Genomic DNA, 25040 nt, shown 5'->3' on the forward strand with positions numbered 1-25040 from the left:
GGCCGTGTTACCGACCCGACGAAAGTTACCGTCCATGATCAGCGTTATCGAACGTGCGCAGTTCATCTTTGATCGCCTCCACAAAATGTTGATGGCTGCGTTGCACATTCGATTCGATGCGCGTCCAGTAATCCTCGTCGCCTTTCTCGAGCAACTGGACCGCGTTCGCGACCGCAACCGGATCGAAGTCGCTTGCGTGGAATACGAGGTCGTCGAGTCCGAGATCGCTGAACGCCGCGCGTCCTTTGCGTTCGTACGCAAGATGCACGCTTGGAACACCGGCAAGCACGCTTTCCAGACTTCCGTGAAGCCGCACCGAAACCACGATGGCGTCACGTTGCGCAAGTACGTCCTTGAGCATCACCGCATTGTCTACGCCGAGGTGTTCGCGATAAAAAACATCGTCGCTATTGCCGCGACCACGGGCCTGGACCGCGAGCTTTGCGTTGGGTAGCAGTGTCATGAGTCCGCGAATACGTTCAATGTACGCGTCGCGATAAGGCTTGCCTTGCAGGTCACGGAACACAAGATAGAGTGGCGGCGCAGCGGCCCGTGCGCGCCGCAACGTGCCAGCCTCCGCCTCCCGCGCAATCTCCAGCACCACGAGGTCGCCGGTTCGCGTGGCGCCCGGATGCGAGAGTTCTGACACGCTTTTATCATCGCGCAAGAAGATGCGCTCCACGTGGTTGCGCACGATCCGGGCGAGCGCTTTCCCAGCGAACGTGTCGAACGGTCCAACGCTTTGCGGAAAGTAGATCCGACGACTCGGACCGCCATACGAAGACGCAAGAATCTGACTTCCATGCGCAATCAACGACTTCCATCCTTCCAGTCCGCTTGATGCACGCAGGTAGCCGCCGCCTACGCCAAAATAAACTGTACGTCGACGCGAGACGAGATCACGAACCCGTCTGCGCAGAAACTCGCCGAGCGAAATCAGCTTGACGTTTGCGTCGTCGAGATATCCCTCGAACGACGCTTTGTCGAGGCATACCACGGTGACCGTTCTGGTCACGCCCGAAGCGCGAATTGCCTTGAGACTGAGCTTGACCAGCAGTCCGTCACCGCTGTTATGCGAGCTATATGCGTGCAGCAAATAGTAATCAGGAACGTTCATAGCAACTCATCATGGTGTTGAGGAAACGGTCGATTTGAAACGTACTTTCGAACACGTGACGCGCGTTGGTGCCCATCCTTCTGCATTCGTCGAGCGTGAGCCGGTTGAGGTTATCGGCCAGGCACGCGCCCGTGAGATCGCGAAGAATGACGCCGTTGTACCCACGGATTACCTGCTCGGGCAACGAACTTTCGCCCGATACAACGATCACCTTGCCGGCACGCATGGCCTCAATGGGCACGAGTGCGAGTCCTTCCCATCGCGATGGAACTACGATTACGTCCATCTCGTGCATTGCTTGTCGAGTGCCCGTAGCGTCGAGCCAGCCGTGATACCTGATGCGAGTATCGTTACCGGTCTCGATACCACCACGCACCGCTGTGCCGAACGCATGCAATTCGAGTCTTGCATCGAGGAGCGGCAATGCTTCGAGAACGACATCAAAGCCTTTCTGATAATCAAGGCGTCCGAAATAACCGACCTTGATTGAATCGATATCGGGCCTGTGCTCAGGAATCTGGAAACGATCTTCGGAGGCAATTCCTGTATAGATAAATTCGATTTTTTCCGCCGGAATCCGATATTTACGTGCCGCGCGCAATTCGTCAAATGACATGCAAAGTATCTGGTCACATCGCTGTGCGAGTACGCGCTCGACGAGACCATACGCCCACTTGGCAGGTGTCGTCACGTCGGTTTTGAGAAAGGGCCACGCATGCGGCGTGTAGAGGATTCTGACGGCGGGATGATTTCGCAATCGTACGTACATGCCGGGAAACGAACTGTGGCAATGAACAACATCGGCATGCAATGACGCAATGCGCAGCTGCAGTGCTTTGGATATGGACCAGAATTTAACCGGGTTGCGGCTTGATGCATAGTCGATCACATCGACGCCGTCCAGCTTCACGCCTCCGTCGACTTTGCTCGTGTCGCAAAGGAGCGTGATCTCGTGGCCAAGATCCCGTTGCTTCGCAGCGAGCGTACGTACGTACGTAGCAATGCCGCCGGTCCAGGTTTCGACTACGTGAACAATCTTCATGATGCGGGCCCTCCCAACGTGTTTGCTTCGTTGCGGCCTTCGGAGAACCTCAAAACAAAGGCCATCGGGAGATCGAACAACACGATCCAACGTACGATGTAGTACGCAATAACGTTGGAATCAAATAGAAAAAACAGAAATGGCAACGGCATCAATACGATCTTCAGCGGCAGCCACTTTCGCTTGCGCGGACCGCCTGTCGAATTGACCGCTACCAGCAAGAACGCGGGTAACAAGAAGGAAAGCACGTACCCGATCAAGCCAAAATTCGCAAGGAATTCGCCGGGCATGCCGAATAACAACGTGGTCTCGTCATCGCCGGACGATTGCACCTCGTTCACGATGCCGCTCTTCTCTTCCGCGAACGTTGCTGGACGGTCTTCCCACAAGGCCTTGGGTACCACCGATGCAGCAGCGCCGGCGAAGCTTCGCCCCATCGGCAAGTCGTAGGTGTTCTTCGTTACTGTTTCGATTGTCTGCGTCTGCACATCGAAGCGCGACAGATCCCGAAACAGAAAGAAGCTAACGGGGCCCATGCTGAGTTGCAGCGAACGCTGGTCGGCGAAACGTTCAGTCAGATTGCCGAGGTCCGAATAGTCGACGCCGAACTTGATCGGCATCAGCACCAACGCGATCACGGCCATCAGGATGGCCGACATCTTCGCTGCGCGACGGCTGATCGGGGTGACCAGAAAATGGTAGATCAATGCGGCGAATAGATAGACGAAGATGATGCCCTGACGGTTGCCAAACACGCCCGATGACAGCCAGCCCAACACGCCAAGCTGCGCGAAGGCGATGGTGGTCATCAACTTGCTGCATCGTGGGCGTAGTGTCAGGCAGACAAAGATCCACAGCGGCGCGGTATTCGCCAGGGCCTGAACAATGCCCAGTCCGCCGAGCGGGTCGTATCCGGTCACGCTGCTTTGAAGCCGTTCGTCGTATAGCTGGACAATCTTTGCGTAGCCGCCGAGCTTCACGTAAATGAACACGATTGCCGCAATGGAAGCCAGCGCAAAGAAATAGACCAGTCCCGTGACACCGGTACGAACACTCGACGTGTTGTCTTGCTCGGTCAGGCGGCGTTGAGCCAGATCCAGCGAAAATTTCAGAACCCAGACTCCTGCCACGCTCAAGAAGAACCACAACACAACAGATGCGCTGTCCTGCTTTAGAAGGTCGAGATAAATCGCGTCGCCCGCGGCCAATTGCCATGTAGGCAAAACGCAGAACGTCATGAGCAAAAAGAGCTTGAACAGGCGCAGCATTTCGTTGCGCGGTCGGATCGCAAGAATGCTCACTGCCAGAATCGCGGAGAGCGCGGCGGTCGTCGCGCTGACCTTGCCGAGAAAGACCGCGGTGATTGAGACGATCACCGCGACTGCGGCAAGCACGAGCATGAGAATTGACGGCTGCGCCGCGCGCAGCGTCAGACTGGACGGTTTCATTTCGGCGTCCGCTTGTCAGTCTTGCCGTATTCGTACGCGACGTAGCGGTATTGGCCGTACTTCGAACCGTATCGAAGACCTTTCGCGTCCAGACCGTTGAAGATCACGCCTTTCACTGCGACGTTCGCCTGTTCGAGTTGCTTGGTTGTTTCAAGCAACTCGCCAATAGTCGTGCGTTTGAAGCGACCGACCAGAAATACCGTTGCGCAATGAGCCGCAATGTTGGCGGTATCGGACACGGCGAGGACCGGGGGTGTGTCGACGATCACGAGATCGTATCTTGCGCTGAGTTCGTCAAGCAGATGAAGCATGCGGTCGTTCTGTACGAGATCAGCCGAGTTGGGCGGCAATGCGCCCGTGCTGATGAAATCCAGCCCCGGCACTACTTCGCGATGCAGCACCTGATCGATGGTCGCAGTTTGTATCAGCACATCCGAGAGACCGGATGTGCGTTGCTTGCCAAAGTATTGATTGAGGTAACCCTTGCGCAGGTCGGCGTCGACCAGCAGGACGCGTTTGCCTGCGGCGGCAACCACGGCGGCAAGGTTCGCCGATACAAACGACTTCCCAATAGACTCCGTAGGACCGGTGATCACCACGCGGTTATTTTCCGCGCCAAGCATTGCAAACTGCAGTGCGGTGCGAAAGCTGCGCAGACTCTCAATCGGTGCGTCGTTCGGATGGGAAACCGCCAGCAAGTGCATGCCTGGCGCGCGTCCCTGGACATCCTTCGCAAGCATGCTTTGTGCGGGCGAGAACGGAACCGACCCGTACACTTTCATACCGGTGTGCTGCTCGATTTCGTGCGCGTTGGACAAGCCGCCGAAGAGGCCGTCGCGCAGGAATGCAGCGGCTACGCCGAGCATCAGTCCGATGATCCCGGCTAACGCCAGCACCATCCCCTTGCGTGGTTTGACAGGTTCTTCCGGAACGCTCGCGTAATCGATTTGTCGGACCGTACCGACTTTCCCGGCCTTGACGAGCTTCAAACGCTCGACGTTGTTCACGACGTTGACGTATGTATCGCTGTCCACCTGAAGATCGCGCATGAGACGCAGGGATTCCTGCTCGATGTTGGGCAGCCCCTTCATGCGCGTGGCAATACTGCTGTTTTTTGCGCTCACCGCCGCGATCTGTTTGTCGAGCGCACGCAGCGCGGGGTGCCCAGGCGCGAATCGCGTCATCATTTCGGCCTGCTTTTGCTTGAGTTCAAGCAAGCTGGTCTCTGACGCAACGCTTTCCTGCAAGTATGCCGTGCCCTCCTGGCTTAGATTGAAGGTGCCGCTCTTGTTGCGAAGTGCGTTGTAGCGTTCTTCCGATTCGCTCAGCTTGGCCTTGAGGCGCGGCATCTGTCCTTCTAGGTAGGTCAGCGAGCTTTGCGCCTCAGCCGTTTTTCGTTCGACGTTCTGCGTGACATATTCCTGCCCGATCTGGTTCAGTATGGATGCGGTCAAAGCAGGGTCCTTGCCGCGAAGCGACGCACCGATAATGCCGCTTTGCTTGCCCTTCGGTTCAATGTCGAGGTTCTGCTGCAGGTTGGCGATGGTCTTGGGCTGCGAGTTGCGCACAAGCGTAAATTGAGCTCCGGGCTTGGCATGCAGTTCCGTTACGAGCAGGCGAACCGTGCCTATCTGCTGCGTGACTTGCAATGCGACGCCTACGTGTCCCTTGATGGGTTGATCGAAGTCGGGATGATCAAGCTGGTAATTGTCGTTGCCCAGCGTGGTAAGGGTGAGCTTGTCACCTTCAATCGCCTTGGGGACATCGAAGGTCGCAAGCTGCAGGGACTCGGCACCCCATACATAGCCGCCCTTGCCGAACAGGCCCGGTGTTGACATGCCCTTGTTTCTGCTGGCAATCCATGCACCGACTACCGGGAGATATTTGGGCTTGGCGTCAATGTAAAGCTGCAGCGTGTCGACTGCCTTTCCGACAACCATTCGCGAACGCAGGATTTCAAGCTCCGCGGCGGCTTGGGTCTTGACGTCGAAGAGAGCGGACGCGTCACCGAGCAGGCTGCCCGCGCTCATGCCGTTGTCTTCAACCTGGATCATCATGTCAGCTTCATACACCGGGGGTGCGATGACCGCATACGCTGCGCCAAGGGCAAGCGTGACTGCGGTTACCGCGCCAATAAGGCGGCGGTTCGCGAGCAGGACGTCGAGATAACGGACAAGGTCGAGTTCTTCGACCGGCGACATCGGTGCTGCAGATTTTGTTGTTTCAGGTTTCATCAGGATTGCTCCGCATTCGGTTGATATAGCGCCCGAATCGCGGGCACCCAGCTGTCGACGCTCTGCTCGATCAGACGGAGCGCATGTTCAAAAGACGATCGCGGTTGGCGATACGGGTCGGGAATATCCACCCGTTCGTGTTCTCCGATACAAAACACCTTTCCCGCCGACGTCGGATAACGTCGATGCACCTCTTGCTGCTGTGCGCGGTCCATGACAAGAATCAGGTCCGCGTGGATCACCAGCGGTGTGCTGACCTGCTGCCCGCGATGCGATGTGATGTCGAGGCCGGCTTCGTCCATCAATGCAACGGAGAGCGCGTCCGCAGGTGCGCCCATCACCGCGTCCAGCCCGGCGGAATGGATCGTCATGCCAGGCAATGCCCGCGATAAAAGCGCGGCCGCCATGGGGCTTCGGCATATGTTGCCAATGCACAATACGAGTATGTTTTTCATGGCGTCACTTCGCCACGATGGCTGCGGTGAGGCCAGCGTTGATCGCAGGCATCAGCAAGCTGAGAACGCGGCTGAAGCGTACGAGGTTGCCGCTGTCTACATACACAACATCGCGCGGCTGCAGATCGAACTGGTTAGCCAGGATCATCGCGACAGGGGATTTGGCATCGAGATGGAAGACTTTTGGTTTGTCACCAACCGAGCCACGGATCACATAGACCTGTCCGGGATTTGACGACGCCAGGTTGACGCTTCCAGCCTGAGCTAAAGCGTCCGACAGACTCAGCTTGCCGTTGCGCATGGGCAACGCGGTAGTCGGCTTGTTTACTTCGCCCATGACGAAGACACCGCTTTCATCGCGTGCCGGCACACGCAGGACGTCACCGCTTCTGAGCACGACGTTGGAAGGGTTCTGGCCACGTTCAAGCAACTGCGAAAGGTTGATGGGATGCGAAACACCATCGCGCACCAGCACCATGCGGCTTTGGTCCGCGGTTGGGCTGAAGCCGCCTGCACGGCTGATGGCCTCGTACAGTCCCATAGGGATGTCGTTTATTGATTGCGGCCCCGGCGTATGAATTTCTCCGTCTACATAAACTTGCGATGCGCGATAAGACGCAACACGAAGCGTGACTTGCGGTTCGACAAACGATTTTTTCAGCGCTTTCGCCAATGCTGCCTGCGCTTCTTCTGCGCTGAGCCCGGCCACGTGCACACGACCTGCATACGGGAACATGACGTCGCCGCGTTGATCGATGACGAAACCTGCCACAGGATCAGCGGCCCGTGTCGTGGTCTGTGTCGGCGCGATTTGCGCAGCAGCCAGTTCAGGATGATCCCAAACGGTGATCTGCAATACATCTCCCGCGCCGAGCACATATGGCGAGGCGGGCGAAATCAGCGACTCGTCCAGAGACGACGCGTTACGTATCTCATCACGCAGCTGTTTGATCAAGCTCACGTCTATTTCGCTCATGAGCGGTTGCGCTTCCGTTGCCATTGCCGTGTTCGTTTCTTCGGTGCCGGTCGTCTGTGTTGGTCCGGAGGTGCTTATGCTTGTGCTTGCGGCGGTGCTTGCATCCATGTTCCAGCCGGGCACGGTCGCACAGGCCGACAGCAGCGTGCCGGCGGCGCCGAGCGCTGCCAGTCTGAGCACGCTCGTGCGGATAGTTAAGATCGGTTTGTTCATGAGGTCCTTCCCTTCAGTTCATTGATGTTTGGCTCGTGGCGCGTTTTGTCTAAAGCGGGCATTAGTAAGCATTGCTATGCCTGAGCCCTTTGAGAATCGTCGCGGCCACAATGCGCATGTCCAGCGCGAAGGACCAGTTGCGCAGGTAGTACAGGTCGTGGTCCACGCGACCCTGCATTTTTTCGATGCGATCTGTTTCACCGCGAAAGCCGTTGACCTGTGCCCAGCCGGTAATGCCGGGCTTGATGCGGTATCGATGGATGTAGTCATCGACTACGGTCTGATACAACGCGTCATGTTCGATTGCGTGGGGCCGCGGACCGACCACCGACATATCGCCCATGAGCACGTTGATGAATTGCGGCAGTTCGTCGAGACTCGTTCTGCGCAGGAAGGCGCCAACCCGCGTCACACGCGGATCGTTGCGTGTTGCCTGCTTCACGGTGCCCTCGTCATGGCTGTGCATGCTCATCGAACGAAACTTGAAGATCCGGAAGACTTGACCGTCTGCGCCTTTCCGGCGCTGCGTGAAGAACACCGGACCCGGCGACGAGAGTTTTACGGCCAGCGCAATCACGAGCATCAGCGGTGATAGCAGCATCAGTGCGAGCGCTGCGAAAACACGATCGAAGATGTCCTTGTTGGCGAGCGCCAGCGGTGATAGCGGCGATGCAACCAGGTTGATGGCGGGCATACCGATTAGATCGATGACGCCGCCGTCGAACAGGCTAAGGCTGCGGACGTCGGGGAAAAATCGGATATTGATCAGGTCGTTCCTGAATTCTTCGACGAGCCTGGTGATCAGCGGCTGTTCGGACAGAGGCATTGCGAGCCACAGCTCGCGAACGTTGTCGGTGCGTATATGGCGCACGAGCGTGTGGGCAGACGCATAGCGCGGGATCACGGCGTTGGGTACGTGATACGTTGCATGTGGATCGAACGTCATGACGGCGTGAAAGCCTGAATCAACTGAGCTTTCCATCTTGCGGATGAGCGCATCGCAATTAGCGCTTGCGCCGACGATTGCAACGCTGCGCAGATTGGATTTCGCATGCCGTGCTCGCGCGAGAACAGCACGGGCAATCAGGCGCGACAGAGCCAATGCGGCTGCCGTCATGAATGTCCAGTAGCCAAACCAGAGACGCGAGACCAGATCGGCGCGATGGATATAGAACGTCACGAGCAATCCGCAAAGTTGCGTCGTTGCCCAAGCCATGGTGATCTGGCCAAGGAGGCTTCCGAGCGACTTTTTCGATTGATCGTCGTAGACGCGAAACGCATGAAACACGCCGAGCGAAAGCGCTACCGAGAAAGCGGTGGTGGATGCACCGATTGCCGCGGTGCCGGATGTGGCCGAGTCGCTAAAGCGGATTTGATATGCAAGTGCTGCACCGATCAGAATGAGCAGGACGTCGAATAGGCGGTTGAGGATTCCGTTGAGTTTCAGCATGCTTGCCCCCGGTCGAAAAGGGACACGAGGAAACGGTCCAGCGATATGCAGGCGATCGACTTCGTCATCAGGACAATGCAAGCATTAAGCTCATTGCATTTGATGGATCGCCCTGTATTTTTGAAAGTCATCGTGATCACTTTATTAGAGGTCGTTTAAAGAATTGCGCTGATGCTGATTTACTTCGTAAAGCAATAAGCAATCGCGAAACAATCCGATTCAATTTGCGACACCAAAGGCGCAGGTATGCGTCCAACGGCAAACCAGGAGGGAACCTTATTGCCGGAGAGCGGTGCGCTGTTATCGAGTGATCACATTCTCGGGGAGCGGAAGCGGGATTCTGATCGGATGGCTCTTAAAGAGCTGGGGGCGCGCTCTTAAAGAAAGTGTTTCGGAGATTGGAATTCAACTGCTCTGGGTAAGCATTAATCATCCGCAATTGGCGAACGTAATCCGAAAAGCAAAAAGGCGTCCCGGCTATCAAGCCGGGATGCCTCAAGTTGCTTGCTGAAACCGCCAGGTCACGACTACATTGCGGCGACTGCTTCTGTGTTGCGCGCCTTCGCTCCACGCGCGATGAAATACGGCGTATCCACACGCTCCAGAGGCGCATGACCGCGAATCGCATCGGCTATCTTTTCTGCGAGCATGATGGTCGGCGCGTTCAGATTGCCAGTCACGATCTGCGGCATGATTGACGCATCAACCACGCGTAACGATTCGATTCCATGGACGCGGCCTTCGGTATCTACCACGGCCATATCGTCATAACCCATCTTGCACGAGCACGACGGATGGTAAGCCGTTTCCGCGCGCTGCCTCACGAAGGCATCGAGTTGATCATCGGTTTTCAGGTCGGTGCCGGGATGGAGCTCGCGCCCGCAATATTTATTCAATGCCGGCTGATGCATGATTTCGCGCGTGATACGGATTGCATCGCGGAATTCACGCCAGTCGAGCGGGTCCGACATGTAGTTGAACAGGATGCTCGGATGCGCGTTCGGATCGCGCGACTTCAATTTCACACGCCCTCGGCTGGGTGAACGCATCGATCCGACGTGCGCCTGGAAACCGTGCATCTTGATTGGGTTCGAACCGTTGTAGTTGATCGCGACCGGAAGGAAGTGATACTGGATGTTTGGCCAGAGGTCGTCGTCGCGCGTGCGGATAAAGCCACCCGCCTCGAACTGATTGCTCGCACCAATGCCTGTGCCCTTCAACATCCATTCGATGCCAATCGGCGGCTGGTTCCACCACTGCAACGCGGGGTACAGCGACACGGGTTCGAGGCATTCGTACTGCATGTACATCTCCAGATGATCCTGGAGATTTTCGCCCACACCGGGCAGGTCGTGGACCAATGGGACATCGAGTTCACGCAACCACGACGAGCGTCCGACACCCGAGCGCTGCAGCAACTGCGGCGATGCAATCGCGCCGCTGCACACGAGCACTTCGCGGCGCACATGTGCGCTTACGCGTTCGCCGCCATGAAGATACGCGACGCCAATGGCTCTTTTTCCCGAGAACAACACGCGGTCTGTCACTGCATGCGTGACGATGGTGAGATTTGGACGGCCTTTCGCGCGGTCGAGATAGCCTCGCGCCGTGCTCGATCTGCGGCCTTGTGGCGTGACTGTTCTGTCCATCGGACCGAAGCCTTCCTGGCTGTAGCCATTGAGGTCGTCGGTACGCGGATAGCCTGCTTGCACGCCGGCTTCGACCATCGCGGCGAACAAGGGATTGTTGCCGGGCTTCGATGTCGTCACGTGGACCGGACCATCGTCGCCGTGATATGGATTGGCTCCGGCATCGCGCGTTTCAGCCTTGCGGAAATACGGCAAGCAATCGGAATAGGTCCAGTCCTCGAGGCCTTTTCGCTCGGCCCAACCGTCGTAGTCAAGCGCGTTACCGCGGATATAACACATGCCGTTGATCAGCGACGATCCACCCAGCCCCTTGCCGCGTCCGCACTCCATGCGGCGATTGTTCATGTGCGGTTCGGGATCGGTTTCATAGGCCCAGTTATACCGGCGGCCCTGAAGCGGATAGGCGAGCGCCGCCGGCATTTGCGTGCGAAAGTCAAAACGATAATCCGGACCGCCTGCTTCGAGCAAGAGCACGGTCACGTCTGCGTCTTCTGTAAGACGCGATGCCAGCACGTTACCCGCCGAACCCGCGCCCACGATGATGTAATCGAACTCCTTCGCGCTCATCGACCGCTCCTCAGAACACAGGTTGGTAGGGACCCATCTCAACTTGAACGGATTTGATGCTCGTGTAGTGCTCGAGCGTGGTGATGCCGTTTTCGCGTCCAACGCCCGATTGCTTGTAGCCGCCAACGGGCATTTCCGCAGGCGATTCGCCCCACGTATTGATCCAGCAGATGCCAGCCTGGATTGCGTGGATCACGCGATGCGCACGCGCAAGATTCTCGGTGACCACACCTGCCGCCAATCCATACGATGTTGCATTCGCCCGGTCGATTACTTCGGTTTCCTCATCGAAGCTCAGGATGCTCATGACAGGCCCGAAGATTTCTTCGCGCACGATGCGCATGCCATCTTGGCAATCGGTGAAGACGGTCGGTTCGACATATTGTCCTTGAGCGAATGCACCATGCGCGATCCGCGATCCGCCCGCCAGCAGCCGTGCCCCCTCTTTCTTGCCGCTTTCGATAAACCCAAGCACCTTGTGCAACTGTGCCGCGCTGACCAGCGGTCCGAAATTGGTGTTGGCGTCTGTTGGCGATCCAATACGAATGCGCTTGATGCGTTCTAGAACGAGTGCTTCGAATTGCGCATATACCGTGCGCTGGACAAATACGCGCGTGCCGTTTGTGCAAACCTGGCCTGAGCTGAAGAAGTTGGCGCTCATGGCAATGTCTGCGGCGCGTTCTAGATTGGCGTCATCGAAAACAATCAGGGGCGACTTGCCGCCAAGTTCCATCGTGACTTCTTTCAACGATGAATCGCCGGCCATCGACATGACTTTCTTGCCGGTTTCCACACCGCCCGTGAACGATATCTTCGCTATGTCAGGATGTGCCGCGAGCATCGCGCCGACGCGGCCGTCGCCTTGCACAACATTGAATACTCCTGCAGGAACCCCGGCTTCCGTGAAGATCTCGGCAAGCTTCAACGTGCTCAACGGCGTGACCTCGCTCGGCTTGAAGATCATCGCGTTGCCGGCGGCGAGGGCGGGCGCTGCCTTCCAGCACGCGATCTGGATCGGGTAGTTCCATGCGCCGATTCCCGCGCAAACGCCGAGCGGTTCGCGCCGCGTATATACGAACGATGTCGGGCGCAGCGGGATCTGCCTGCCTTCTATGGCCGTTGCGAGTCCGGCGTAGTACTCGATCACATCGGCGCCCGTGACGATATCCACTGCGCTTGTTTCCGCGACCGGCTTGCCTGTGTCGCGTGTTTCGAGCGCGGCAAGCTCGTCGTTGCGATCACGAAGGATTTGCACCGCACGACGCAGGACGCGCGAGCGCTGCATGGCGGTCATGGCAGCCCATTCACGCTGGCCGTCATGCGCCGATCGCACGGCGCGATCGATATCGGCTTCGCTCGCCTGTTGCACGCTTGCAAGCGTTTCGCCGGTGGCCGGATCGATGGTGTCGAAGGTTTCGCCGCTGGTGGCGTCGACGTAAGCGCCGCCAATGTACAAGCGCTGCAATTCGAATGCGGGCATGGCGTGATCCTTTAGGTAAAAGTGCGGCCGCGTGTCTCGAGCACGAGGTCGATGTAGTCGTTGGCGAGCCGAACCGCGGCCTTGGTGTCGAAGGGGTCTCCCGACAATGCCCCGCGCAACCATAAGCCGTCGATCAGCGCAGCCAGGCCGCTTGCAGCACGACGCGCTGCAACACGCGGTAGAACCTTGGAGAAATCGGCGCACAGGTTGGAGTAGAGACGGCGCGTATTGATGCGTTGAAGGCGCTGCAGTTGGGGTTTGTGCATGCTTTCCGACCAGAAAGCAAGCCACGTCTTTGTTACCGGATTGCTGACCTGCGCTGCATCGAAATTCGCGGCCACGACGGCACGCAGACGTGCCCGCGGTTCGTCTTTCGCAAGCCGGCGTTTGCGCGAAGTCGCGTTCCACAAGTCGCGCAGAACGTGCCGCATGGTTGCTTCGAGCAGGCCGTCCTTGTCGCCGAAATAATGGCTGACGATACCCGTCGAAATGCTTGCACGCTGTGCGACGGATGCGAGCGTGGTGCCGGGAAGACCCGAGTGGTCGATCGTAAGCAGGGTCGCATCAATTAGCTGCGCTCGGCGGATTTCGCGCATTCCAAGCTTGGGCATTGACGTTCTCCAGATAGCGGTTACCAGATGCGTGATCCGAATGCTATGAATTTTATATTGAACGGTCAATCAATAAAAAACCGCGATGTCGGTTCCAGCCAAACCCGTGTCGCGTTGGAGGCGCATCTCTGGTGCAAGTCGGGACTACGCTCGTAAGACGGTGCACGGCGTGGTCAGCCGTGCGGATCGTCCACGAGAAAGGAGACAAGCATGAGCAACAATCGCGGTGTTGTGTATTTAGGGCAGGGCAAAGTGGAAGTGCAATCCATCGACTATCCGAAGATGGTCGATCCGGGCGGCCGGCAAATTGGCCACGGCGTGATTCTCAAGGTCGTTACAACGAACATTTGCGGGTCCGACCAGCACATGGTGCGTGGCCGCACGACCGCTCAAGTCGGGCTCGTGCTCGGACACGAAATCACGGGTGAAGTGATTGAAGTCGGTCGCGACGTGGAGACATTGAAGATTGGTGATTTGGTTTCCGTGCCGTTCAACGTGGCATGCGGACGTTGCCCGACATGCAAGGCGCAGAACACAGGCGTATGCCTGAACGTGAACCCATCGCGTGCGGGCGGCGCATACGGTTACGTGGACATGGGCGGCTGGATTGGCGGTCAGGCCGAATACGTCATGGTTCCTTACGCCGATTTCAATCTGCTGAAGTTTCCCGATCGCGATCGGGCGATGTCGAAGATTCGGGACCTCACGTGCCTCTCCGACATCTTGCCGACGGGTTATCACGGCGCCGTGATGGCGGGCGTGAAACCGGGATCGACTGTTTATATCGCGGGGGCGGGACCGGTGGGGATGGCTGCCGCGGCATCGGCGCGTCTGCTTGGCGCGGCTGTCACGATCGTCGGCGATATGAACGAAGAGCGTCTTGCGCACGCGCGCAAGGTGGGCTTCGAGACGGTGGATCTATCGAAGGATGCGACGCTCAGTGAACAGATCGCGGCGATTCTCGGCACGCCCGAAGTGGATTGCGCGGTTGATTGCGTCGGCTTCGAAGCGCATGGCACCGGCAGCAGCGGACATCAACAGGAAGCGCCCGCAACGGTGTTGAACTCGCTGATGGAGATTACGCGGGTAGCGGGCGCAATCGGGATCCCGGGCCTCTATGTCACGGACGATCCTGGCGCCGCCGATGCAGCCGCGAAAAAGGGCGCGTTGAGCATCCGCTTCGGTTTGGGTTGGGCGAAGTCGCATTCGTTCTTCACCGGGCAGACGCCTGTGATGAAGTACAACCAGAACCTGATGCAGGCGATCTTGTGGGACCGCTTGCCGATTGCGGATATTGTGAACGTGTCGGTGGTGACGCTCGATCAGGCGCCGGATGGGTATCGTCAATTCGATGGCGGTGCGCCGCGCAAGTTCGTGATCGATCCGCACGGGTTGTTGAAAGCCGCTTGAGGCTTGGGGCCTAAGGGCGTCGAATAAGGCTATGGATAAGGGCTTATGCGGCGCTCTGAACAATTGCCATCGAAGGAACAACGGCAAGCGGCGGCAACTGGCGACGGCGTTCGCGAGTGGGCGCCGTGCCAAACGCATCGCGATAGCTCTTGCTGAAATGGCACGCGGACTGAAATCCGCACGCCATCGTGATGTGCATGATCGACATGTCGGTCTGTAGCAGCAACTCGCGCGCGCGCCGCAACCTTAACGTGAGGTAATAGTGCGTAGGCGTCATGCCAAGATGTTCGCGAAACAACCGCTGCAATTGCCGCTGTGACATCCCCGCGAGCCGCGCGAGTTCCTCCCGCGACAACGGCTCTTCAATGTTGTTCTCCATCAGCGAAATCACTTCAAACAGCGACTTGTTCGCCGACCCGAGGCGCGCAACCAGCGGCATGCGTTGCTGTGCGCTTGTATCGCGCACGTGCTCCACGATGAACTGCTCCGCGATCTGCGTGACCTTCGCAGATCCTACACGGGTGGCGATGAGGTTCAGCATCATGTCGAGTGGTGCGACGCCGCCGGTACACGTCACACGATCCCGGTCGATAACAAACAACTCCTTGAGAAAGCGCGTATCGGGGAATTCTTCCTTCAGCGCCGACATGTTTTCCCAGTGGATCGCACACGCATACCCGGCGAGCAGACCGGCGCGTGCAAGTGCGTATGTGCCGGTGCAAAGACTGCCGAGCGCGCTGCCCAGACGTGCAAAACGGCGCAACGCGGCAAGATGCGCCGCCGTGGTTTCGCGTTGCACATCGATACCGCCAACCACGAACACGATGTCCGGCTGCCCGACGCAATCGACCGCGCCCGTATCCACGGAAAGACCATTGCTCGCTGACACGGGGCCGCCTTCGGGACTCACGATGGACCACGTGTAAAGCTTCTGCCCCGTCAGATAGTTCGCCATGCGCAGCACTTCGATGGCGTTGGTGAACGCGATCATCGTGAAGTTTGGCAGCGGCATGAACGCGAAGTGCGCGAGCGACGCGGTGCGATCGGGGGACATGAGAGGAATGATTCCTTCGAATCGTGGGTTGCTGTGTCGTGGGGACACGACTATGGACATTTTGTAGATGTTTGCAACTAGCATGCCATCAGGCTAAACCCTATCGGCATTGAAGCTTACGCAAATGTAAGTCCCGATAGCGCACCGGGACGGGGATAACGCATTGGTCGCGCACCGCACGAGAGCGCGAAATCTCCGCCGCAGTGCAGCAACTCTCCGCCTAGCTCAAAGCGCCCGATGCGACTTGTGTAAAACGGACGCTCATGTCGGAAAAGGCCAAGAACACGTCTAAATTCATAAATTGGCGGATTGGGTGAAAGTCAAGAATAGACGCATCGGGAAGTGCTTTTTGAATGCTTCGGCATGGCAAATCCACTTTTCAAAATACGACTTGTCCCCGAACCCACGGATGCTTCAATGTCAAACTCCACCACCCGTCCCGCCGCGCCTTTCTTCGACGAACCGCTTGCCACTCGCGACGCGCCCGTGCGCAGCGCCATTCTCAAAGAGCTCGAGCGCCAGCAGTCGCAGATCGAGCTGATTGCGTCGGAAAACATCGTGTCGCGCGCGGTGCTCGAGGCGCAAGGTTCGGTGCTGACGAACAAGTACGCGGAAGGGTATCCGGGCAAGCGGTATTACGGTGGTTGTGAATTCGTCGATGAAATCGAAACGCTTGCGATCGATCGTGTGAAGCAAATCTTCAACGCTCAGTTCGCTAACGTGCAGCCGCATTCAGGCGCCCAGGCAAACGGTGCTGTCATGCTCGCGCTGACCAAACCTGGCGACACGGTGCTCGGCATGTCGCTCGACGCGGGTGGTCACCTGACGCATGGCGCGAAGCCTGCGATCTCGGGCAAGTGGTTCAACGCGGTCCAGTATGGCGTGAGCCGCGAGACCATGTTGATCGACTACGAGCAGATCGAAGAACTCGCAATGCAGCACAAGCCGACGTTGCTGATTGCGGGCTTCTCGGCTTATCCGCGTGAACTGGATTTCGCGCGGCTGCGTGCCATCGCCGATAAAGCCGGTTCCAAGCTGATGGTCGACATGGCGCACATCGCGGGTGTGATCGCGGCGGGCCGCCATCAAAATCCGGTCGAACATGCGCACGTGGTGACGTCGACCACGCACAAGACCTTGCGTGGTCCGCGCGGCGGATTCGTGCTGACCAACGACGAAGACATTGCCAAGAAGATCAATTCCGCGGTCTTCCCGGGCCTCCAGGGCGGTCCACTCATGCATGTGATCGCCGGTAAGGCCGTGGCCTTCGGCGAGGCGTTGCAGCCTTCGTTCAAGACGTATATCGACAATGTGCTGGCGAATGCCAAGGCGCTTGGCGAAGTGCTGAAGGCGGGTGGCGTGGATCTCGTAACAGGCGGTACGGATAACCACTTGCTCCTTGTCGATCTGCGGCCGAAGGGTTTGAAGGGCAATCAGGTCGAGCACGCGCTGGAACGCGCCGGCATCACATGCAACAAGAACGGCATCCCATTCGATCCGGAAAAGCCCACTGTCACCTCGGGCGTGCGCCTTGGTACGCCGGCCGGCACGACGCGCGGCTTTGGCGCGGCTGAGTTCCGCGATATCGGCCGCCTGATCGTGGAAGTGTTCGACGCGCTGCGCGACCACCCGGAAGGCCATGCCGATACTGAATATCGCGTGCGCCGCGAGATCTTCGCACTGTGCGAACGCTTCCCCATTTATTGATTAATTGATTACGTCCTCCCATTCTGGAGCATGAGATGAGCACATTGCACGACACCAGCATCATCATTGACGGGTTGAACATTTCGAAGTTCGAGCCTTCAGTGTTCGAGGACATGAGAAAGGGCGGCGTGACCGCGGTGAACTGCACCGTGTCGGTTTGGGAGAGCTTTCAGAAGACCGTAGACAACATTGCTGAAATGCGCCAGATGATGCGCGAACACAGCGATATTCTCACGCTCGTGCGCACCACGGACGACATTCGCCGCGCGAAGAAAGAGAACAAGACCGGCATCATTTTTGGTTTCCAGAACGCGCATGCGTTCGAGGACAACCTGGGTTATATCGAAACGTTCAAGCAGCTTGGCGTGAACGTCGTGCAGCTTTGCTACAACACGCAAAACCTGGTTGGTACGGGATGTTACGAGCGCGATGGCGGCCTGTCTGGTTTCGGCCGGGAAGTGATCCAGGAGATGAATCGCGTCGGCATCATGGTCGATCTTTCGCATGTTGGCGGCAAGACTTCTTCCGAAGCAATCGCGGCATCGACCAAGCCGGTGTGCTATTCGCATTGCTGTCCTTCGGGCCTGAAAGAACACCCGCGCAACAAGACCGACGAGCAGCTCAAGGAAATCGTCGATGCAGGCGGTTTTGTCGGCGTGACGATGTTCGCGCCGTTCCTCAAGCGCGGCCCGGATGCAACCGTCGAGGACTATCTCGAAGCCATCGAATACGTGGTGGATCTGATTGGCGAAGACAACGTAGGCATTGGTACGGACTTCACGCAAGGCTATAGCACGGAATTCTTCGACTGGATCACGCACGACAAGGGCCGTTATCGTCAATTGACGAATTTCGGCAAGGTCGTGAACCCGGAAGGAATCCGAACGATTGGTGAATTCCCGAACCTGACCGCCGCGATGGAACGCGCCGGCTGGAGCGAGTCGCGCATCAAGAAGGTCATGGGCGAAAACTGGGTACGCGTGTTCGACAGCGTCTGGAACGTCTAAAGCCCTCATCCCTAGGAAGACAAAACAATGCAACCGCAACTACCTATTGACGTCGATCCGGAAACCGGCGTCTGGACGACCGACTCGCTTCCCATGCTGTACGTCCCGCGCCATTTCTTCACGAACAATCATCTTGCCGTTGAAGAAGCGCTTGGCCGCGAAGTGTATGCGAAAAGCCTGTACACGGCGGGCCACAAGTCGGCGTATCACTGGTGCGACAAGGAAGCCAAGCAGCATGGCATCAGCGGCATGGCAGTGTTCGAACATTATCTGAAGCGTTTGTCGCAGCGCGGCTGGGGCTTGTTCTCGATCGTGAAGAGCGATCCGGCTGCATCGACGGCAACCGTGCACTTGCATAACTCGTCGTTCGTGCTCGCGCAGCCAGGCAAGGAAGGAAAGCTTTGCTACATGTTCGCCGGCTGGTTTTCAGGTGCGATGGACTGGGTCAACGACACTGCGCCGGAAGGCGCGAAGAAGGGCCCGAAATCCTTCTCGGTCGAAACGCAATGCGCCGCGGAAGGTTTTCCGCATTGCGTGTTCGAAGTGACGCCGTTGGCAGCGTGAACGCATAGCAAGCCGCACAGTACATAGATAAACCCGAGGTCGACCGCGATGCGTTACCCCAACCTTTTCAAACCTCTCACGTTGAACAAGCTGACGCTGCGCAATCGCATTGTCAGTACCGCGCACGCGGAGGTCTACGCGGAACCGGGTGGTTTGCCGGGCGACAGATACATTCGCTACTACGAAGAGAAGGCGAAGGGCGGTGTCGGACTCGCCGTGTGCGGCGGTTCGAGCCCGGTGTCCGTGGATAGCCCGCAAGGCTGGTGGAAGTCGGTGAACTTGTCGACGGATCAAATCATCGATCCGCTCGCACGTCTTGCCGAGGCCATGCACAAGCACGGCGCGAAGATCATGATCCAGGCTACACACATGGGTCGTCGAACCGCGTATCACGGCGAACATTGGCCGCACTTGATGTCGCCTTCAGGCGTGCGTGAACCGGTGCATCGCGGTAACGCAAAGATCATTGAAGTCGAAGAAATCAAACGCATCATTTCCGACTTCGCAGCGGCGGCGAAACGCGTGAAAGACGCGGGAATGGATGGCGTAGAAATCTCGGCGGCGCATCAGCATTTGATCGATCAGTTCTGGAGCCCGCGCACGAATTTTCGCACCGATGAATGGGGCGGTTCACTCGAGAATCGCCTTCGTTTTGGGAACGAAGTGTTGAAAGCCGTGCGTGAAGCGGTGGGTCCGGATTTCTGCGTCGGCTTGCGCATGTGCGGCGATGAGTTTCACGAAGACGGACTCGATCACACGCAACTGAAAGAGATCGCTCAGTCAATGTCGGAGTCGGGTCTGATCGATTACATCGGCGTGATCGGATCAGGTGCAGATACGCACAACACGCTCGCGAACTGCATGCCGCCGATGGCGTTGCCCCCCGAGCCGTTCGTGCATCTTGCTGCCGGTATCAAGTCGGTCGTGAAGTTGCCTGTGATGCATGCGCAAAGCATCCGCGACGCGGGACAAGCCGAGCGTTTGCTCGAATCCGGCATGATCGATCTGGTCGGTATGACGCGCGCGCAGATCGCCGATCCGCATATGGTCATCAAGATTCGCGATGGCCGAGAAGACGAGATCAAGCAATGCGTGGGCGCGAACTATTGCATCGACCGCCAGTACAACGGGCTCGACGTGCTGTGCGTGCAAAACGCGGCGACATCGCGTGAATCGACCATGCCGCACGTGATCGAAAAGTCGCGCGGGCCGAAGCGCAAGGTGGTAGTCGTTGGTGCCGGTCCTGCCGGTCTGGAAGCCGCGCGCGTTGCGAAATCGCGTGGTCACGATGTGGTGCTGTTCGAGAAGAACGATTATGTCGGCGGCCAGATCATGCTGGCCGCGAAGGCGCCGCAACGCGAGCAGATGGCCGGCATCGTGCGCTGGTTCGATATGGAAACGAAACGCCTCGGCGTGGATCGTCGCCTGGGTGTTGCCGCAGACGAAAAGATGATCATGGCGGAGAAGCCGGACATCATCGTGTTGGCGACCGGTGGTTCGTCGTTCACGCAGCAAGTTCCTGCATGGGGTGTCGAAGAAGGTCTCGCCGTGAGTTCATGGGACATTCTTTCTGGCAAGGTCGAGCCGGGCAAGAACGTGCTGGTGTACGACGGCGTCAGCATGCATGCGGGCGCGGGCGTGGCGGACTTCATCGCGAGCCGTGGTGCGAATGTCGAGATCGTGACGCCGGACGTGAAGGTCTCCGACGACGTGGGCGGTACCACGTTCCCGATTTTTTATCGGCGCTTGTATGCGCAAGGTGTGATCTCCACGCCGAATTACTGGCTCGATAAAGTCTATGAGGAGGACGGCAAGAAGATTGCCGTGATCCGCAACGAATACACCGAAGAACAGGAAGAGCGCGCGGTCGACCAGGTCGTGATCGAGAACGGCATCACGCCGAACGATGACCTCTATTGGAAGCTCAAGCCCGAGTCGCTCAATCGCGGCCAGGTCGATGTCCACAAGCTCTTTGCATCAGAGCCGCAACCATCGTTGAGCGAAGAGCTTGGCAACGGCCGCTTCCTGCTGTTTCGCGTTGGCGATTGCATTTCCATGCACAACATTCACGGCGCGATCTACGACGCGCTGCGCCTCGTCAAGGACTTCTGATAATGAGCCCGGTGTTTGTCATTACCGCATTGTTGTGGTTGTCGGTAGCGGGTCTGGCATTCGCATTGTTCAAGCGCGCGGCGTACTGGCGTGAAGGCCGCGCGACCGCCGCGGGCGCGTACGGATGGGGCAACCTGCTTTGCATTCCGAAGCGTTATTTCGTCGATCTGCATCATGTGGTCGCGCGTGATCCGTACATCGCGAAGACGCATGTAGCGACGGCGGGCGGCGCTATCGCTGCGATGGGTCTCGTGTTTATCAACTACGGGCTCGCGATTTATTCGCCGTGGATCGACAAGCTGATTTTTCTGGCTGCGCTGATCATGCTGGTGGGCGCGGTGTTCGTGTGGCGTCGCCGGCATGGCGCGAAAGCGGTCCCGGCGCGTTTGTCGCGTGGTCCGTGGGACAGCTTGCCATTGCTGCTCGGGTCGTTTGCGCTGGGGCTCGTACTGTTTATCGTGTTGCCGGCCTCCGCAATGTCGGGCGCATTGGCGATCATCGTCGCGTTGCTGATTGCTGCGGGTGCTTTCACGATGACCTTCGGCGCCGCGCGCGGCGGTCCAATGAAGCATGCGCTCGCAGGTTTGTTGCATCTTGCGTTTCATCCGCGTCAGGAACGCTTTACCGGCCGCAGCCATGAGCACGACGTGGTTCCGCCGACCGCGCTCAAGATGCCTGTTCTCGACGCGAAGGAATATGGCGTCTCCAAGCCGGTTGAGTTTCGCTGGAACCAGTTGCTCAGTTTCGACGCCTGCGTGCAATGCGGCAAGTGTGAAGCGGCATGTCCGGCATTTGCTGCAGGCCAACCGCTGAACCCCAAGAAGCTGATTCAGGATCTGGTGACGGGCATGGTCGGCGGAACCGACGCCGCGTATGCGGGCAGCCCTACGCCGGGCATTCCCCTCGGCGAACATTCCGGTGCGCCTTCGAAACCCTTGATCTCCACGATGATCGAAGCGGACACCATTTGGTCGTGCACCACCTGCCGCGCGTGCGTTCAGGAATGCCCGATGTTGATCGAACATGTGGATGCAATCGTCGATATGCGTCGCAACCAGACGCTGGTCGAGGGCATCGTGCCGGGCAAGGGTCTGGAGACGCTTGCGAATCTGCGTGAGACGGGCAGTGCGAATGGCTTCGATATCGGCGCGCGTTATGACTGGGCCGTCGATCTGCAAGTGCAGGTTGCTCAACCTGGCCGACCTGTCGAAGTACTGTTGATCGCAGGCGAAGGCGCGTTCGATATGCGCTACCAACGCTCGCTGCGCGCGCTGGTCAAAGTGCTGAACAAGGCCGGCGTGGATTACGCGGTACTCGGCGGCGTGGAAACAGATACGGGCGACACCGCGCGTCGTCTCGGCGACGAAGCCACGTTCCAGCAGCTCGCCACGCAAATGATCGCAACGCTCTCGCAGTATTCGTTCCGCAAGATCGTCACCGCCGATCCCCATGTCATGCATAGCTTGCGCAACGAATATCGCGCACTCGGTGGCTTGTATGAAGTGCAGCATCATACGGCGCTGATTGCGGAGCTGGTCGCAAGCGGCAAGCTGAAACCATCGGCGCAAAGCGCGCTCGCGGCAGGTAAGACCGTTACCTACCACGATCCGTGCTATCTCGGCCGATACAACAGCGAAACCGAAGCGCCACGCGCGCTGCTTCGCACCATCGGCATCAAGGTGGTCGAAATGGAACGCAACGGCATGCGCGGACGATGCTGCGGCGGTGGCGGCGGCGCGCCCCTCACGGACATTCCCGGCAAGCAACGTATTCCCGACATCCGAATCAACGACGCGCGCGCTATCAACGCGGAGATCGTCGCTGTCGGATGTCCGAACTGCACGGCGATGCTCGAAGGTGTTGTCGGTGCGCGTCCAGAAGTGCTCGACGTCGCCGAACTTGTTGCAGCGGCGCTGGAGTAAGCAATGCATACAATCAAACGAATCGATCCGCGCCGGCCGTTTTCGGTTACTGCAGAAGGGCTCAAACGCATTACGCTGGGTGTTATCGGTGCGGCGGGCGATGTCGAGCTCGCGGCGCTCGGCGGGCATCGTGAACAGGCGAAGCCGCGTCGCACTATGTCCGCAGCGCTTCGCTCGCTGCTCGTGGCGGCTCACAGCGATCGCGGTTCGCTCGATGACCACGCGCGTCAAACGCTTGCTGCCGTTGCATTGCTTGCGGACGCGGCGACGCAAGTCGTATTGCTGGTATTCGGCGAATTGACAGATGACGCGGCGGTGCTGGGCGCAGACAAAGTGATTGCAATGCCCGCGTTTGATCGGCGCGCTTTTACGCCCGACGCCGCACTCAACGCTCTCGCCGCGTGTATCGCGGCATATTCTCCACTGCATATTTTTCTGCCCGACAACGCCACCGGCGATGGCGACCTCGGCCGTCGCTACGCGGCGCAAGCGAAGGCAACAGTCGCGACGCAAGTCGTCGAGATCGATGCCGCACATGTCGCGGTCTACACGCAGACGCGCAAAGCTTATGCGGTGCGCGAATTGCCCGATGTAATCCTGCTTGCGCCGAACGCGGTCGATGCTCGTTTGCCCTTTGTCGGAGCCGGCGAGCAAGTGGATGCCGAGCAGTTCGCCATCGCAAGCGCGCAAACAGCAAGCCCATACAAAGACCTTGGCGTTGAAGAAATCGATGCCGCGCAAGTCGCGCTCGAGGAGGCGGATTTCATCGTGTCGGCAGGCAATGGCGTGACTGACGTCCCCGCTTTCGAGCGTCTGGCCAGCACGGTTGGCGCCGCGATCGGTGCGAGCCGGGTCGCGGTCGACGATGGCAAATTCCCGCGCGACAAGCAGATCGGCGCGACGGGCAAGACCGTCGATGCGAGCATCTACATTGCATTCGGTATCTCGGGCGCGGTGCAGCATTTGCAAGGCATCAAGGATTGCCGCCATGTGATTGCGGTGAACCTGGATGCAAGTGCACCGATTGCGAAGCGCGCCAATCTGACGATCATCGGCGATGCTGCGGAAACGATCGCGGCGCTCACCGATGCTGCCGCAGCCGCGCGCAGCGCTCGCGCGAATCCGGGCGCACAGTCCGCTCACGGCGAAGGCGTGCCGAACGCGGCGAAGCTGGAAGGAGCGCTTGCATGAACCCCAACGCAACGACCACGAAACGCACGGGCAGGATTGCGGTGCTGGTATCGGTCGGCCGTCATCCGGTCAGCGCAACGCAGCGCTACAGCCGTAACGACGCCGCTGCACTGACTCTCGCAACTGCACTCGCCGCAAAACATCAGGCGACGCTCGACGTGATTCACGCCGGCGACCCTACGAACCCTGCCTTGCGTGAATATCTCGCTCTGGGCGCGACGAAAGTCGAAGTGCTTTCGGTCGCCGACGGCGACGAGATTGCACCCACCCTGAGCGTTCGTTTGAAAGGCTACGACCTCATCCTCACCGGTACGCGAGCGGAAGGCACGCAGGACAGCGGCATGCTGCCATACCAACTCGCCGATGCCTTGAACATGCCGTTGCTCGCGTCGGCGGTGGACATCGATATCGAAGCGGATAACGTGACAGTCCGGCAATTCCTGCCGAAGGGCTTGCGTCGCCGGGTTCAGGCACGGCTTCCAGCGGTTGTCGCCGTGCATCCGATGGCCAACGCAGCGCCGCGCTACGCGTACGCAAAGCTGCGCGAAGGCGCCATCGAAAAGGTGCTGGTGAGCGCCGCGAGCGCATCGGATCACGCGGCATGGACCGTCAAACCCGCGACCGCAAAACCCGTGCGCCTCGCCGCGGCCGAGAAGCGCTCGGGCCACGCGCGCATGCTCTCGGCTACGACCACCGAAAGCCGAGGCGGAAGCGTCGTAATTGAAGGGACTTCCGTCGAAAAAGCACAAGTGATCCTGGCGTATTTGCGCGAGCATCAACTCGTAGATTACTGATTCGCGATATGAAATTTCCCGTGCGTTCAAGGTCGCC

19 protein-coding genes are annotated in these 25040 nt (G+C 58.6%); 8 read left to right on the forward strand and 11 right to left on the reverse strand.

The features are described 5' to 3' along the window. Positions 1-25 precede the first annotated feature (25 nt). From HB633_RS00735 to betI, 10 genes are all read right to left on the reverse strand, one after another. Positions 26-1117: a polysaccharide pyruvyl transferase family protein gene (locus HB633_RS00735; protein WP_213776171.1), complete on the reverse strand. Its 1092-nt coding sequence runs from the start codon at positions 1115-1117 to the stop codon at positions 26-28. Continuing rightward, entirely contained in the window at positions 1104-2159 is a 1056-nt protein-coding gene (locus tag HB633_RS00740; protein ID WP_213776172.1) for a glycosyltransferase family 4 protein, read from the reverse strand. The genes HB633_RS00735 and HB633_RS00740 overlap by 14 nt, the downstream gene beginning before the upstream one ends. Beyond that, positions 2156-3607 (reverse strand): hypothetical protein, encoded by a 1452-nt coding sequence (locus HB633_RS00745; protein ID WP_213776173.1) that lies wholly within the window; start codon positions 3605-3607, stop codon positions 2156-2158. The genes HB633_RS00740 and HB633_RS00745 overlap by 4 nt, the downstream gene beginning before the upstream one ends. Then, positions 3604-5841, reverse strand: coding sequence for a polysaccharide biosynthesis tyrosine autokinase (locus HB633_RS00750; RefSeq protein ID WP_213776174.1), 2238 nt, complete (start codon positions 5839-5841; stop codon positions 3604-3606). The genes HB633_RS00745 and HB633_RS00750 overlap by 4 nt, the downstream gene beginning before the upstream one ends. Continuing rightward, positions 5841-6296, reverse strand: coding sequence for a low molecular weight protein-tyrosine-phosphatase (locus tag HB633_RS00755; protein WP_213776175.1), 456 nt, complete (start codon positions 6294-6296; stop codon positions 5841-5843). Before HB633_RS00755 ends, HB633_RS00750 begins: the two co-directional genes overlap by 1 nt. A 4-nt stretch (positions 6297-6300) precedes the next feature. After that, positions 6301-7485, reverse strand: coding sequence for a polysaccharide biosynthesis/export family protein (locus HB633_RS00760; RefSeq protein ID WP_213776176.1), 1185 nt, complete (start codon positions 7483-7485; stop codon positions 6301-6303). Between the two features lie 61 nt (positions 7486-7546). Beyond that, a complete protein-coding gene (locus tag HB633_RS00765; RefSeq protein ID WP_213776177.1) occupies positions 7547-8935 on the reverse strand; it encodes an undecaprenyl-phosphate glucose phosphotransferase in 1389 nt (462 codons plus the stop codon). 527 nt (positions 8936-9462) lie between these two features. Next, on the reverse strand, positions 9463-11151 hold the full coding sequence (betA, locus tag HB633_RS00770) for a choline dehydrogenase (protein WP_213776178.1): 1689 nt from the start codon (positions 11149-11151) through the stop codon (positions 9463-9465). 10 nt (positions 11152-11161) lie between these two features. Next, a complete protein-coding gene (gene betB / locus HB633_RS00775; RefSeq protein WP_213776179.1) occupies positions 11162-12631 on the reverse strand; it encodes a betaine-aldehyde dehydrogenase in 1470 nt (489 codons plus the stop codon). A gap of 11 nt (positions 12632-12642) precedes the next feature. Further along, positions 12643-13242 carry a transcriptional regulator BetI gene (betI, locus tag HB633_RS00780; protein WP_213776180.1) on the reverse strand — a complete coding sequence of 200 codons (600 nt, stop codon included), beginning with the start codon at positions 13240-13242 and terminating at the stop codon, positions 12643-12645. 210 nt (positions 13243-13452) lie between these two features. On the opposite strand from betI, the gene fdhA reads away from it, so the two are divergent. Then, entirely contained in the window at positions 13453-14652 is a 1200-nt protein-coding gene (gene fdhA, locus HB633_RS00785) for a formaldehyde dehydrogenase, glutathione-independent (protein ID WP_213776181.1), read from the forward strand. Between the two features lie 43 nt (positions 14653-14695). Here the strand turns inward: fdhA and HB633_RS00790 are convergent, their stop codons facing one another. After that, positions 14696-15706: a GlxA family transcriptional regulator gene (locus HB633_RS00790; RefSeq protein WP_213776182.1), complete on the reverse strand. Its 1011-nt coding sequence runs from the start codon at positions 15704-15706 to the stop codon at positions 14696-14698. A 417-nt stretch (positions 15707-16123) separates the two neighbouring features. Here HB633_RS00790 and HB633_RS00795 point away from each other — a divergent pair, with 417 nt between their 5' ends. The 7 genes from HB633_RS00795 to HB633_RS00825 are packed head-to-tail and all read left to right on the forward strand — an operon-like array spanning position 16124 to position 25003. After that, complete coding sequence (locus tag HB633_RS00795; protein WP_213776183.1) at positions 16124-17413, forward strand: serine hydroxymethyltransferase; 1290 nt, start codon at positions 16124-16126, stop codon at positions 17411-17413. Between the two features lie 35 nt (positions 17414-17448). Continuing rightward, positions 17449-18420: a dipeptidase gene (locus HB633_RS00800; protein ID WP_213776184.1), complete on the forward strand. Its 972-nt coding sequence runs from the start codon at positions 17449-17451 to the stop codon at positions 18418-18420. Positions 18421-18447: 27 nt separating this feature from the next. Continuing rightward, the gene (locus HB633_RS00805) at positions 18448-18984 is read left to right on the forward strand and encodes a DUF5943 domain-containing protein (RefSeq protein WP_213776185.1); all 537 of its coding nucleotides are present in this window, start codon (positions 18448-18450) and stop codon (positions 18982-18984) included. Positions 18985-19032: 48 nt separating this feature from the next. Beyond that, positions 19033-21096, forward strand: a complete 2064-nt coding sequence (locus HB633_RS00810; RefSeq protein ID WP_213776186.1) for an NADH:flavin oxidoreductase — start codon at positions 19033-19035, stop codon at positions 21094-21096. A 2-nt stretch (positions 21097-21098) separates the two neighbouring features. Beyond that, a complete protein-coding gene (locus HB633_RS00815; RefSeq protein WP_213776187.1) occupies positions 21099-23018 on the forward strand; it encodes a (Fe-S)-binding protein in 1920 nt (639 codons plus the stop codon). A gap of 3 nt (positions 23019-23021) precedes the next feature. After that, positions 23022-24209, forward strand: a complete 1188-nt coding sequence (locus tag HB633_RS00820; protein WP_213776188.1) for an electron transfer flavoprotein subunit alpha/FixB family protein — start codon at positions 23022-23024, stop codon at positions 24207-24209. Next, positions 24206-25003 (forward strand): electron transfer flavoprotein subunit beta/FixA family protein, encoded by a 798-nt coding sequence (locus tag HB633_RS00825; RefSeq protein ID WP_213776189.1) that lies wholly within the window; start codon positions 24206-24208, stop codon positions 25001-25003. Before HB633_RS00820 ends, HB633_RS00825 begins: the two co-directional genes overlap by 4 nt. The last annotated feature ends 37 nt before the right edge of the window (positions 25004-25040 follow it).

This window comes from Caballeronia sp. dw_276, from assembly GCF_018449635.1.
Classification (GTDB): Bacteria; Pseudomonadota; Gammaproteobacteria; order Burkholderiales; family Burkholderiaceae; genus Caballeronia.